Here is a 12298-nt window from a genome sequence, read left to right on the forward strand (position 1 = left end):
TGCTCCCTGTGCGCCGCGCCAAGGAGACCGAAGATGTCCGCGACTTCGCCCGCCTCATCCAACCCCGCTGCTCTGCCGTTTCATCAAACCCACGAAGTCACCAATCAGGTCGAGCCGCTCGTCGGCTATGACGCGTTCGCCTTCGATCACGCGCTCGTCGCGGCGCTCGGCCGCGAGGGCGCGCAATGGCACGCGGAGGCGCTCTCGAGCGACGGCATGGCGCTGACGCAGCCGGATGTCGTCGCGCTGGCGGAGTTGGCCAACCGGCACGAACCGGCGCTTTCGACCCACAACCCGCGCGGCCAACGCATCGACGCGCTGGAGTTCCATCCGGCCTGGCACGAATTGCTGCGGCGCTTGCGCCGGGCGGGCGCGCACGCGATGCCGTTCGAACCGTCCGCGCGCCCTGGATCGATGGCCGCACGCTGCGCCGCGTATTTCCTGCACGGGCAGCTGGAATCGGGTTCGCTCTGCCCGATCACGATGACCTTCGCCAGCATTCCGGTCTTGCGCAACGAACCCGACCTGTACGCGCGGCTTGCCCGGCCGCTGCTGTCGCGCGAGCACGATCCGCGCGACATTCCCCTGGAAGCCGGCAAGCATTCGATGATGATCGGCATGGGCATGACCGAGAAACAGGGCGGTTCGGACGTGCGCAGCAACCGCACGCGCGCGCATGCGCTGGGCGCGCCGGGACGCGGCGGCGCCTACCGGCTGATCGGGCACAAATGGTTCTTCTCCGCGCCGCAATGCGACGCCCATCTCGTGCTCGCGCGCACCGAGGAACAAGGTGGGCTGTCGTGCTTTTACGTGCCGCGCTTCCAGCCGGATGGCCGCAAGAACGCGGTCGAGGTCCAGCGGCTGAAGGACAAGCTCGGCAATCGCTCGAACGCGAGCAGCGAAGTGGAGTTCCGCGATGCCTACGGCGTGATGATCGGCGACGAAGGACGCGGCGTGCCGACCATCATCGAGATGGCGAACTTCACGCGCCTCGATTGCGTGATCGGCAGCGCAGCGCTGATGCGCGCGGCGCTCGTGCAGGCGATCCACCACGCGCGGCACCGCAGCGCGTTTGGCGCGCCGCTCGTCGATCAGCCGCTGATGCGCAACGTGCTCGCCGACCTCGCGCTCGAATCCGAGGCGGCCACGGTGTTGTTCATGCGTCTCGCGGGCGCCTTCGAGGACAGCGCGGCGCCGGGCGGATCGACGCAAGCGCGCGCGTGGCGGCGTATCGTGACGCCAGCCGCGAAGTTTTGGGTCTGCAAGCGCGCGCTCGAATTCACCGGCGAGGCGATGGAAGTCTGGGGTGGCAACGGTTACGTCGAAACCGGACCGATGGCGCGCTTCTACCGCGAGGCGCCGGTCAACTCGATCTGGGAAGGCTCGGGCAATGTGATGTGCCTCGACGTGCTGCGCGCGTTCGAGCGCGAACAGGACGCCGCGCACGCGCTGCTCGCCGACTGGAACGCGACGGCCGGCGCGCATCCGGCGTTGGCGGGCGCACTGGCGTCGTTGATGAAACTATTGACCGGCGATCCGGCTGCGCGCGAGGCTTCGGCGCGGCGCATCGCGCAGCAACTGGCGCTGTGCGCGCAGGGCGTGTTGCTGGCGCGGCATTCGCCGCAGGAGGTGGCTGATGCGTTCATCGAGACGCGTCTCGGCGACGCGCGGGGCGACACGGGGCGGGTCTACGGCACGTTGCCGGCACGTTTCGATCACGCCGCGCTCGTGAAGCGCGCTTTTGCGGCTTGAACGCGTTAGCGGTAAAGAACCAGCGAAGCAAGCGCCCCGCTTCGAGGTGCGTCGCGGCGACGCGCGAGGCGGGAGCGGGCGGGTCTCCGGCACGCTGTCGGCGCGCTTCGATCACGCCGCGCTCGTGAAGCGCGCGCTCGCGGCTCAAGAGCGTCAGTGGTGAAGAATCAGCGAAGCACACGCCCCGCTTCGCGCAGCGGCTCTTCGTTTTCCAGCCGATACACCCACGACAGCAGTTCCGCGACCGCGTGATACAGCGCGGGCGGGATGTGCGCGTCGAGATCGACCTGCATCAGCAGCGACACCATTTCCGGCGACTCGTGCACATACAGGCCCGCTTCCTTCGCGCGCTGCACGATCATCTCCGCGACCATGCCGTAGCCCTTCGCGACCACGCGCGGCGTCGCGTCGCGGTTGCCCGCCTCGTAGGCGAGCGCCGTGGCCTGCATGCGGGTGTACGGCGGCGGGCCGGACTGGTTCTGGTTCATGCCGCGCCTCCCTCGCCCGCCGCCGGACGCAACAAATGCTCGAGCGGCGACTTGACCGGTTTCTTGTCGTGCGGCTCGCCGGAAATCGCGAGATCGGTAGAGCCGTCCATCGAACGGACCGACAACGACGCCAGCGCCAGCCCCGCGGCCTCCAGCTGGCGCGCGAAGGCGGGACCGTCGGTGGCGAGCCGCCGCGCGCCCGCGTCGCCCGCCTTGATGCGCGCGACCAGCTTGTCGCCGGTCAGTACCAGTTCCGCGTCCACGGTGCCGAGGGCCGGCAGCGAAAGCGTGATGCGCGTGCGCCAGGCGCGCTCGTCGGCGACGTCGTCGAGCGAGCGGTGATCGCGCGGTTCGCGGGCAACCTCCCAATCGAAGCGCGTACCGGGCCAGGCCTCGCCCTGCCAGCGGAACTGCTGGTTCGCAAGCACGTCGAGCTGCTGGCGCACGACATTGAGCGTGGCCGGATGAATGCCCGCATCGGCCGATGCTTGCAGCGCCGAATTGTGTTCGCTCGGCCGCGCGGCCGGGGCGGACGCAGCGCCGGCGCCGTACGCGTTGTTCGTGCCCTGTGAACTCGACAGCATCGCCGCCGGCGCATCGCGCACCGATGCCGCGAGCGCGGCCGCCTGCTGCGGCGTCTGCGGAGTCGCGACGCCGCGCGCGGGGAAATCGGGGAGATCGGGGGAATCCGTGGCGGCGGCTTGCGGCGCGCGGGGGTCGTCGAGGCCGGTGTCGCCGGCCGTGGCGTTGCTCAGCGCGTCGCTGACGAAGTCGAGCGGCAACGCACGCGTGCGAGCGTCGACGCGCGCCTGCGGCTCATTGCCGAGCGATGCGCTGCTGCGCTGACCCGCCAGCCATTGCACGAGGTGCGATTCGTAGAAGAGTCCGCTTTCGTCGACGGTCTTCGCCAGTTCAGCGGCGAGCACGCCCGCCGGCAGCGGCGGCAGGTTCTGCGTCGCGGCGCGCGCAGCGGCGACCGCGGCGGCATTGGCGGAGAAAGCGGTGTCGAAGAGTCCGGTGGAAAGCGCCGCGAAGGCGCTGGCGGGACGGGGCGGCGTCGGCCAGAGCGGAGCATCGCCGGTGACGGGCGGCGTCGCGCCGCCGAAACGGGAAATCACGTCGAGCGTGCGCGCCACGCTGGAGAAAGCGGTCTGCGTCGACGGCGCCGGCGCGATGCTGGCCTGCGGCGCGCCGCCGACGAGCGACGTATCGGCCGGCGTGCCCGTCTGTCCGACGCTCGCGCCGGTGACGCCGCTGCCGCTCACGCCGTTCGGCGCGCGAAGGGCGGACATCAGGAGCTCGGTTCGGTTGGCGAGCAAGCTTGCGATCGCAGTATCGAGTCCACTCATGCCCACATCCTCAAGTACGCTGTGACCGGCTTCCGGCCAGGCGCAGTTGCGCTCAGCGCAGTCCCATCATTTTTTTCAATACACGCGCCGGGCTGTTGACCGTGAACAGCGCGGACAGGCGGGCGAGGCTCGGCGACGTCAGATCGCGGATCGCGGCGTCATCGGCCAGGATCTTCTTGACGAGATCGAGCTTGCGGGCCCGGGCGCTTTCATCGAGCTCCGAGCCGGAATCCACGTCCTTCAGCTGCTCGATCAACTCGCGGTAGGTGCCTTGCAATGTCTTCAGTTCGCCCCACTCGCCGCCGCGCGCGGCCACGAGCATCTGGCCGGAGACCGCCGCAATGGCTTCGTAGTGGGCGAAATATTCTTGGGTCGTCTTCATTCTTTCGAGGCAATCGACGCAGCCTTCCGTCATACGGGCGCTACGGTCATTTGAGCCACTTCCGGTGCGATGCCCACCCACGCTTCTTCGAGCGTCGCGAGCAGATTGTCGACTTCTACGAGCATCGTCTCGTCCTGCTTCAGGTTCGCTTCGAGCAGCCGGCGCGACATGTACGTATACAGTGCGTCCAGCCGTTCCGCGATCTCGCCGCCCGCGTCCTTGTTGAGCGCCTGCTGCAGGCCGCTCTCGATGATGCTGATGGCCTTCCCGATCGCCGCGCCGCGCCCGCCGATGTTCTTCTGCTGGAGGTGCATGCGCGCCTGCGCGATGGCCTGGCGCGCGCCCTGATAGAGCATCGTGATCAGCCGGTGCGGGCTCGCTCCCATCACCCCTGTCTGGACGCCCACGCGCGCGTAGGCGTTGGCTCCGGCGTGTCCTGGGGAATACATCTCTTGCTTCTCCTTTTACGATGCCCTGCTGCAATCCGCTGTCCGTCCGGTTTCGGGCCTGCGGGAAACCGGTGCTGGCGCCCGGTTCGCTCGCCGGGGCGAGCGAACCGGCGTTCGCCGTGCTGTTATGGGGGTTATCGGAGGAACGCGGCAAAGCTTTAGGACGCAAGGCTCAGGAGGCGGCGACAGGGTCGGAAGAGCAACCGCGGACGGTTCAATCCCGGGCTTGACGATGCGTCAGACCGAGATCTGCATGACGTCGTTATAGGCCGAGACGAGCTTGTTGCGCACTTGCAGACCGAATTGCAAGCCGACGTTTGCCTTCTGCATGTCCACCATCACGTCGTTCAGCGACACGTTCGGCGAGCCGATTTCAAACGCGTGCGCTTCGCCGAGCGCCTTGGTCTGGTTGTCACTGATCTTGTCGATCGAGGTTTTCAGCGCGTCGGCGAAGCTGCCCACGCTGGCCGCGCCCGACTGGCCACCTGTCACGGCGCCCGTCGCCACGTTCGCGGCGCCCGCGGCGGACGAGCCGCCGGCGGCCTGCGACGCCATCGACTGGATGGAAGACAGCGCGGCCGAGAGCGGATTGATCGGAAAGTTCATGTTGACTCCGGAAATCAGTGATAAGCCGGCGGATCGCGTCCGAAGGCGGGACGGCCCGCGCCGCACGAGAGCGGTGGCCTGGGTTCGGCGCCGCCGTGGCGGAGGTACACCGAGTACGAAAAAGCTTAGCAGCGGGTGCTGTTTCAAAGCGCGGGAAGAACGGGGAAAACCCCGCTCTATTCGCTGAATCGAGTTGCAATCTTCTGCGGATAATCCCCATCGTGAAAAGTCCACCGCCGCCGCTCAAGAAGCCCGGCGGCTGCGGTGGAAGCGAAAGATTCGGAGCCTCGACGCTAAATGGAAACGCCCAACAACTCACTCATCACGCCCGATGCCAGACTGGGCCTGGCGGGCGCACAATCCGGCGCAGCCGGAACGGCAGGCCCGAGCCTCGCAGGCGGCGCCGACTTCGGCGGCTTTGCGCAGCGCGTGCCGATGCTCAACCAGTTCCGCTCAAACCCGCGCGTGCCGCTGATCGTCGCCGTCGCCATTCTGGTGATGGTCATCGCGGGCCTCGTCATGTGGTCGCGCCAGCCGGACTACCGCGTCCTCTTCTCGAACCTCTCGGATCGCGACGGCGGCGCAATCGTTGCCGCGCTCCAGCAGGGCAATATTCCCTACAAGCTCTCCGACGGCGGCGGCGCGATCCTCGTCCCGGCCGAGCAGGTTCACGAAACGCGCCTGCGTCTCGCAAGCCAGGGCCTGCCGAAGGCCGGCTCGGTCGGCTTCGAACTGATGGACAACCAGAAGTTCGGCATCAGCCAGTTCGCCGAGCAGGTCAACTATCAGCGCGCGCTCGAAGGCGAGCTGGAGCGCACCATAGGTTCGATCTCGTCGGTGAAGTCGGCGCGCGTGCATCTGGCCATTCCGAAGCCCAGCGTGTTCGTGCGCGACAAGGAGCTCCCGACCGCCTCCGTGATGGTCAATCTGTATCCGGGACGCGTGCTCGACGAAGGCCAGGTGCTGGCGATCGCGCACATGGTGGCGTCGGGCGTGGCGGACATGCCGGTCAAGAACGTCAATATCGTCGATCAGGACGGCAACCTGCTCACCAGCCAGAGCGCCGCCAACGGCCTTGACGCGTCGCAACTGAAGTACGTGCAGCAGATCGAGCACAACACGCAGAAGCGCATCGACGCGATCCTCGCCCCGCTGTTCGGCGCCGGCAATGCCCGCTCGCAGGTCAGCGCCGACATCGATTTCTCGAAGCTCGAGCAGACGGCCGAAAGCTACGGCCCGAACGGCAACGCGCAAAACACGGCGATCCGCAGCCAGCAGTCGAGCGAATCCAGCGAAACGTCGGGCAGCGGCGCTTCCGGCGTGCCGGGCGCGCTCTCCAACCAGCCGCCGCAAGCCGCCTCCGCGCCGGTCGATGCTGCTGCGTCCGGCGTGGCCGGCGCCAAGTCCACGCCGCAGAACCAGCGCAAGGACACCACGACGAACTACGAAGTGGACCGCACCGTGCGCCACTTCGAGCAGGCGACCGGCGGCATCAAGCGCCTGTCGGTGGCGGTGGTCGTGAACTACGAGAAGAAGGTCGACGCCAAGGGCAACGTGACGATGACGCCGCTCGCCGCCGACAAGCTCGCGCAAGTGCAGCAGCTCGTGAAGGACGCGATGGGCTTCGACGACAAGCGCGGCGACTCGGTGAACGTGGTCAACAGCGCGTTCTCCGCCGACCTGAACGTGACGCCCGACGTGCCGTGGTGGAAGACGCCGGAGTCGATCGGCATGGGCATTCAGGCGGCGAAGTATCTGGGCATCGGTATCGTCGGGTTGTTCCTGTACTTCAGCATGGTGAAGCCGGCGATGCGCCGCGCCTTCCCGCCGCCGCCCGAATTCGCGCCGTCGCTCGCGGCACCGGACGAACTCTCGCTGCTCGACGGCCCCGCGGCCGGCAGCGAGAAGAAGGACGATGAAGACAAGGATGCCGAGGTCAGTCTCCTCGGTCATGAAAGCAAGAAAGCCAAATTCGATCGCAATCTCGACTACGCGCGCATGGTGGCGCGTCAGGACGCGAGAATCGTTGCGACGGTCGTCAAGAACTGGGTGTCCGATGAACGCTGAAGGCCTGAATAAAGCCGCTCTCCTCCTGATGTCTGTCGGTGAGGAAGAAGCCGCTGAAGTTTTCAAGTATCTCGCGCCGCGCGAGGTGCAGAAGATCGGCGCGACCATGGCCGCGTTGAAGAACGTGACGCGCGAGCAGCTCGACAACGTGCTGACCGAATTCGTCAGCGAGGCGGAGCAGCACACGGCGTTGTCGCTCGATTCGAGCGAGTACATCCGCTCGGTGCTGACCAAGGCGCTCGGCGAAACCAAGGCCGGCGCGCTGATCGACCGCATTCTGCAGGGCAGCGACACGAGCGGCATCGAAGGCCTCAAGTGGATGGACTCGGGCGCGGTCGCGGAACTGATCAAGAACGAGCATCCGCAGATCATCGCGACGATCCTCGTGCACCTGGACCGCGACCAGGCGTCGGAAATCGTCTCGCTGCTGACCGACCGCCTCCGCAACGACGTGCTGCTGCGCATCGCGACGCTCGACGGCATCCAGCCCGCCGCGCTGCGCGAGCTCGACGACGTGCTGACCACCCTCCTTTCCGGCAGCGACAACCTGAAGCGCGCGCCGATGGGCGGCATCCGCACAGCGGCCGAGATTCTCAACTTCATGTCGAGCAACCATGAGGAAGGCGTGATCTCGAATGTCCGCGAGTACGACGCGGAACTCGCGCAGAAGATCATCGACCAGATGTTCGTGTTCGAGAACCTGCTCGACCTCGAAGACCGCGCCATTCAGCTGCTGCTGAAGGAAGTGGAGTCCGAGACGCTGATCGTCTCGCTGAAGGGCGCGCAGCCGGCGCTGCGCCAGAAGTTCCTGTCGAACATGTCGCAGCGCGCGGCCGAACTGCTCGCGGAAGACCTCGATTCGCGCGGTCCGGTGCGCGTGTCGGAAGTGGAGCAGCAGCAGCGCAAGGTCCTGCAGATCGTCCGCAACCTCGCGGAAAACGGCCAGATCCAACTAGGCGGCAAGGCGGAGGACGCGTATGTCTGACGCCCGCACGCAGAAGGGCCCGGGCAAGGCTCCGCTCTCGGCATACCAGCGCTGGGAGATGGCGTCCTTCGATCCCGTCAACGTCACCGTCGACAACAGCGCAGCCGAACAGGCCGCCCTCGAGACGCACCTGCGCCGCGTCGAGGAAGACGCGCACGCACAGGGTCTCGCCAAGGGGCACGTCGCGGGCCAGGCGCTCGGCTATCAGGCCGGCTACGAACAAGGTCAGGCGAAGGGCTTCGAAGACGGCCGCAAGGAAGCGTTGGCGCAGGCGGCGCGGCTCGCCGAGATCGCCGATACGTTCAAGACCGCGTTGCAGGCGGCGGATGCGGCCATCGCTGAGGCACTCGCCGAACTGGCGGTCGATATCGCGCAACAGGTCGTGCGCCAGCATCTCGCGCTCGATCCGACCGCGCTGGTCGCGGTGGCGCGCGAGGTGATCGCGGCGGAACCGGAGCTGTCGGGCGCGCCGACGCTGATCGTCAATCCGGCCGACATGCCGGTCGTCGATGCCTATCTGAAGGATGAACTCGAAGGCGCGGGCTGGATCGTGCGCCCCGACCCGATCGTCGAGCGCGGCGGCTGCAAGGCGCATGCGGCGACGGGCGAAGTCGACTCGACCAATGTGTCGCGCTGGGAGCGCGTCGTGGCTGCCCTTGGGAGACACAAGCCGTGGTAAATCAACCCGCATCGTCCGCCGTGCACGCGCACCGCATCACGCAGGACGGCCTGAGCGCGCTCGAACAGGAACTCGCGCGCGCGTCATTTGGCCCGCTCGCCGCCGATGAAGCCGCCGACGAGCCCACGCCCGAAGAACTCGCCGCGCGCACCATCGCCGAACTCGCCGATATCGCCGGCAATCCGCACATCGATGCGTGGCGCGACAAGATCGACGCCCTGCGCACGCGCAGCGCGCTCGCCAAGCCGCTGCGTCCGTGCGGTCGCCTGACGCGCGCCGCCGGTCTGGTGCTCGAAGCGGTCGGCCTGAAAATGGGCGTCGGCTCCGAATGCATGATCGAGTTGCCGCCCGGCAGTGCGATTCCGAGCGCCGAAGCCGAAGTCGTCGGCTTCTCGGGCGACAAGCTGTTCCTCATGCCGACTACCGAAGTGGCCGGCCTGCTGCCGGGCGCGCGCGTCTATCCGCTCGAAAGCGCGCCGATCAACGACCCGATGGCCGGCGCCAAGCGCCTGCCGGTCGGCTGGGAATTGCTCGGCCGGGTGGTCGATGCGTCGGGCCGTCCGCTCGACGGGCTCGGTCCGCTTAACGCGCGCGTCGACGCGCCGCTGTCCGCGCCGGTCATCAACCCGCTCAACCGCGAGCCGATCCACAAGGTGCTCGACGTCGGCGTGCGCGCGATCAATTCGCTGCTGACCGTCGGACGCGGGCAGCGCATGGGCCTGTTCGCGGGTTCGGGCGTCGGCAAGTCCGTGTTGCTGGGCACGATGGCGCGCTACACGAGCGCGGAAGTGATCGTGATCGGGCTGATCGGCGAACGGGGCCGCGAAGTGAAGGAATTCATCGAGCAGATCCTGGGCGAAGACGGTCTCGCGCGCTCGGTGGTGGTGGCCGCGCCCGCCGATGTCTCGCCGGTGCTGCGCATGCAGGCCGCCGCCTACACGACCTCGCTCGCCGAATACTTCCGCGATCAGGGCAAGCACGTCCTGATGCTGATGGATTCGCTGACGCGTTACGCGATGGCGCAGCGCGAAATCGCGCTGGCCATCGGCGAGCCGCCTGCGACCAAGGGTTATCCGCCGTCGGTGTTCGCCAAGCTGCCGGCGCTCGTCGAGCGCACCGGCAACGGCCCGGAAGGCGGCGGCTCGATCACCGCGTTCTACACCGTGCTCACCGAAGGCGATGACCAGCAGGACCCGATCGCCGATTCGGCCCGCGCCATTCTGGACGGCCACATCGTGCTGAACCGCTCGCTGGCGGAAGCGGGGCACTATCCCGCGATCGACATTGAACAGTCGATCAGCCGCGCGATGACCTCGCTCATCGACGACCGGCATCTCGAGCGCGTGCGCCTGTTCAAGCAGATGTTGTCGCGTTACCAGCGCAACAAGGACCTGATCAACGTGGGCGCGTATTCGAGCGGCCGCGATCAGTTGCTCGACCGGGCGATTGCGCTGTATCCGCGCATGGAGTCATTCCTGCAGCAGGGTTTCAGGGAACAGGCGCCGTTCGAGCCGAGCATCGAAATGCTGAATCAACTCTTCGAATAGTTTTCGACTAGTATCCAGTTCATTAGTCAGAAGAAAGCCAAAAGACCATACGGGACCGTCAAACCATGTCCAAGAATCTGCCGATCAACACCCTCATCGAACTCGCGGGAGAAGAACTCGACGCCGCGACGAAGAAACTCGGCAAGCTCCAGCAGGAACGAAACGACCTCGAAGCGCAGCTGAATTCGCTCATCACCTATCGGGACGAATATCACGCGCGTTTCACCGCTTCGGCGCAGCAAGGCACTACGGCGCAGACGCTGCGCAATTTCCAGGCGTTCGTCGACACGCTCGATTCGGCGATCGCACAACAGCGCACGGCCTTGTTGATGGCCGATCAGCGCATCGAAGCCGCCAAGCCCGACTGGCGCATGAAGAAGCAGAAACTCGGCAGTTACGAAGTGCTGGCCGCGCGCGGCGAAGCGATGCTCGCCAAGAAGGCGGCGCGCGTCGAACAGCGCGAGGCAGACGAACACGCGGCCAAGATCCTGCGCATGCGCGCCGAGCGCGCGTCGTCCTGACCGATCAAACACTCCCACCGATTTCCAGAGGCTACGCATGTCCTCCGTTTCCCTCCTTGGCGCGCTGTCGGGCGCCTCGTCTTCGAGCAAAACCACGGCGCAGCGGGTCGCGAGCGCGGGCGCGTCGTTCGGCCTGACGCTGCAGGGCATCACCGACCGCGCCAACGCCGATGCACAGGCCGCCCGCGCGCTGGCCGACTCGGCGCAGCCGTCGGGCGATACGTCGAGCGTGCATGACGCGCCCAAGCCCGATGACCGCTCCGACGCCGCGTCGAAGGCCGATGACGCCGCCGATACGCAAAGCGCGTCGCAAGCCAATCAAGCCGATGCGGGCGCGAAGACGGGCGCAGCCGCTCGCCCAGGCAAGTCCGCGACGGCCGATGCATCGAAGTCGGCCGCGCAGTCCGCTGGCTCCGCGCAGGATGCGGCAGCGGCGGCGCAGGCCAAAGCCAAGGCGCTCGCGGACGCGGCCAATGCCGACGACGACACTGACCCGACGCTCACGGACCTGACCGATGCGGCCGCCGCTGTTGCGACGAGCGCCACCGACGACACGAAATCCACCGACGGCACTCAAAAGAGCGGCGATGCGAAATCGGCGCAGGATGCGTTGCAGGCAGCGCTTGCTGCGCTGAACCAGCAGACGCCCGCCGCATTGCCGGCGAACGTTGCGACCGGTGCGGCGCGCGAAGTCGGCAAGGAGGGCGACGAACAGACCGGTCTGTTCGCCAAGGGCGGCAAGGGCGCGGGTTTGATCGGACTGTCGTCTGCGGCAAACGCAAACGCCGACGCCCACGCGGCCACCGCGCAGACCGATGTCGCGGCGCTCGCCGGTGGTCAGTCAGCGACGGCGATGCCCGCCGATGCCGCGACCGCCGCGTACAAGCAGGCAGCGGACGCCGCGGCACACGCGGTGGCGATGCAGTCGGCTTCGGCCAGTTCGACCGTGTCGGGCACGCAGGGCTCGATGGCGGCGTCCACCAGCGCGGCAATCGCGCCGCATGTCGGCTCCTCGGGCTGGGACGATGCGTTCAGCCAGAAAGTGGTGTTCGTGTCGAAGTCCGACCAGCAGAGCGCGGAGCTGACGCTCAATCCGAAGGACCTCGGGCCGCTGCAGGTCACGCTGCAGGTTTCCGAGAATCACGCGCACGCGTTGTTCGTATCGCAGCACGCGCAGGTGCGGGACGCGGTCGAAGCCGCGATGCCGAAGTTGCGCGAGGCAATGGAAGCCAACGGCATCAGCCTCGGCAGCGCGTCCGTTTCGGATGGCTCCGCGTTCGCGCGGCAGTCGCAGCAGCAAGGCGGCGACGGGCGTTCGGGATCGGGCAGCGGGCGTGGTATGGGCGGGATCGGTGGTGTCGGCGGTATCGACGATGGCGGCACGGCCAGTGTGACCGTGCCGGTGCGGCGCACGGTCGGGCTGGTCGACACGTTCGCCTGACCGATCCGGGTCGCGTCGGTATGGCAGCGCGA

General features: G+C 67.3%; 12 protein-coding genes. 7 read left to right on the forward strand and 5 right to left on the reverse strand.

Annotated features, from left to right (window positions below; all coding sequences use genetic code 11):
* Window positions 1-33: 33 nt before the first annotated feature.
* Window positions 34-1752, forward strand: coding sequence for an isovaleryl-CoA dehydrogenase (locus QCE63_RS00515; protein WP_309829509.1), 1719 nt, complete (start codon window positions 34-36; stop codon window positions 1750-1752).
* A 167-nt stretch (window positions 1753-1919) separates the two neighbouring features.
* On the opposite strand, the gene QCE63_RS00520 is transcribed toward QCE63_RS00515, so the two are convergent.
* From QCE63_RS00520 to fliE, 5 genes are all read right to left on the reverse strand, one after another.
* Window positions 1920-2240: an EscU/YscU/HrcU family type III secretion system export apparatus switch protein gene (locus tag QCE63_RS00520; protein WP_404990070.1), complete on the reverse strand. Its 321-nt coding sequence runs from the start codon at window positions 2238-2240 to the stop codon at window positions 1920-1922.
* On the reverse strand, window positions 2237-3532 hold the full coding sequence (locus QCE63_RS00525; RefSeq protein ID WP_309829511.1) for a flagellar hook-length control protein FliK: 1296 nt from the start codon (window positions 3530-3532) through the stop codon (window positions 2237-2239). Before QCE63_RS00525 ends, QCE63_RS00520 begins: the two co-directional genes overlap by 4 nt.
* A gap of 109 nt (window positions 3533-3641) precedes the next feature.
* A complete protein-coding gene (locus QCE63_RS00530) occupies window positions 3642-3971 on the reverse strand; it encodes a flagellar protein FliT (RefSeq protein WP_309829513.1) in 330 nt (109 codons plus the stop codon).
* Between the two features lie 29 nt (window positions 3972-4000).
* Complete coding sequence (gene fliS, locus QCE63_RS00535) at window positions 4001-4420, reverse strand: flagellar export chaperone FliS (RefSeq protein ID WP_309829515.1); 420 nt, start codon at window positions 4418-4420, stop codon at window positions 4001-4003.
* A 237-nt stretch (window positions 4421-4657) separates the two neighbouring features.
* The gene (gene fliE, locus QCE63_RS00540) at window positions 4658-5026 is read right to left on the reverse strand and encodes a flagellar hook-basal body complex protein FliE (RefSeq protein WP_309829517.1); all 369 of its coding nucleotides are present in this window, start codon (window positions 5024-5026) and stop codon (window positions 4658-4660) included.
* A gap of 297 nt (window positions 5027-5323) precedes the next feature.
* On the opposite strand from fliE, the gene fliF reads away from it, so the two are divergent.
* From fliF to QCE63_RS00570, 6 genes are all read left to right on the forward strand, one after another.
* Window positions 5324-7093, forward strand: coding sequence for a flagellar basal-body MS-ring/collar protein FliF (gene fliF, locus QCE63_RS00545; RefSeq protein WP_309829520.1), 1770 nt, complete (start codon window positions 5324-5326; stop codon window positions 7091-7093).
* Window positions 7083-8078: a flagellar motor switch protein FliG gene (gene fliG, locus QCE63_RS00550; RefSeq protein ID WP_309829522.1), complete on the forward strand. Its 996-nt coding sequence runs from the start codon at window positions 7083-7085 to the stop codon at window positions 8076-8078. Before fliF ends, fliG begins: the two co-directional genes overlap by 11 nt.
* Window positions 8071-8757, forward strand: coding sequence for a flagellar assembly protein FliH (gene fliH / locus QCE63_RS00555; RefSeq protein WP_309829524.1), 687 nt, complete (start codon window positions 8071-8073; stop codon window positions 8755-8757). Before fliG ends, fliH begins: the two co-directional genes overlap by 8 nt.
* A 20-nt stretch (window positions 8758-8777) precedes the next feature.
* Window positions 8778-10304 carry a flagellar protein export ATPase FliI gene (fliI, locus tag QCE63_RS00560; protein ID WP_404990108.1) on the forward strand — a complete coding sequence of 509 codons (1527 nt, stop codon included), beginning with the start codon at window positions 8778-8780 and terminating at the stop codon, window positions 10302-10304.
* Window positions 10305-10369: 65 nt separating this feature from the next.
* Window positions 10370-10825 carry a flagellar export protein FliJ gene (gene fliJ, locus QCE63_RS00565; RefSeq protein WP_309810704.1) on the forward strand — a complete coding sequence of 152 codons (456 nt, stop codon included), beginning with the start codon at window positions 10370-10372 and terminating at the stop codon, window positions 10823-10825.
* A gap of 37 nt (window positions 10826-10862) precedes the next feature.
* Window positions 10863-12266, forward strand: coding sequence for a flagellar hook-length control protein FliK (locus QCE63_RS00570; RefSeq protein ID WP_309829527.1), 1404 nt, complete (start codon window positions 10863-10865; stop codon window positions 12264-12266).
* Window positions 12267-12298: the final 32 nt, after the last annotated feature.

Origin of the sequence: Caballeronia sp. LZ065, from assembly GCF_031450975.1 — a bacterium.
In the GTDB taxonomy this organism is placed as follows: Bacteria; Pseudomonadota; Gammaproteobacteria; order Burkholderiales; family Burkholderiaceae; genus Caballeronia.

Bases quoted from the DNA above. Each gene is read 5' to 3' on its own strand.
- QCE63_RS00520 (WP_404990070.1), bottom strand. From the start codon at position 2,240: ATGAACCAGAACCAGTCCGGCCCGCCGCCGTACACCCGCATGCAGGCC.
- fliE (WP_309829517.1), bottom strand. From the start codon at position 5,026: ATGAACTTTCCGATCAATCCGCTCTCGGCCGCGCTGTCTTCCATCCAG.
- fliS (WP_309829515.1), bottom strand. From the start codon at position 4,420: ATGTATTCCCCAGGACACGCCGGAGCCAACGCCTACGCGCGCGTGGGC.
- fliH (WP_309829524.1), top strand. From the start codon at position 8,071: ATGTCTGACGCCCGCACGCAGAAGGGCCCGGGCAAGGCTCCGCTCTCG.
- fliJ (WP_309810704.1), top strand. From the start codon at position 10,370: ATGTCCAAGAATCTGCCGATCAACACCCTCATCGAACTCGCGGGAGAA.
- QCE63_RS00525 (WP_309829511.1), bottom strand. From the start codon at position 3,532: ATGTCCGCCCTTCGCGCGCCGAACGGCGTGAGCGGCAGCGGCGTCACC.
- fliF (WP_309829520.1), top strand. From the start codon at position 5,324: ATGGAAACGCCCAACAACTCACTCATCACGCCCGATGCCAGACTGGGC.
- QCE63_RS00530 (WP_309829513.1), bottom strand. From the start codon at position 3,971: ATGAAGACGACCCAAGAATATTTCGCCCACTACGAAGCCATTGCGGCG.
- fliG (WP_309829522.1), top strand. From the start codon at position 7,083: ATGAACGCTGAAGGCCTGAATAAAGCCGCTCTCCTCCTGATGTCTGTC.
- QCE63_RS00515 (WP_309829509.1), top strand. From the start codon at position 34: ATGTCCGCGACTTCGCCCGCCTCATCCAACCCCGCTGCTCTGCCGTTT.
- QCE63_RS00570 (WP_309829527.1), top strand. From the start codon at position 10,863: ATGTCCTCCGTTTCCCTCCTTGGCGCGCTGTCGGGCGCCTCGTCTTCG.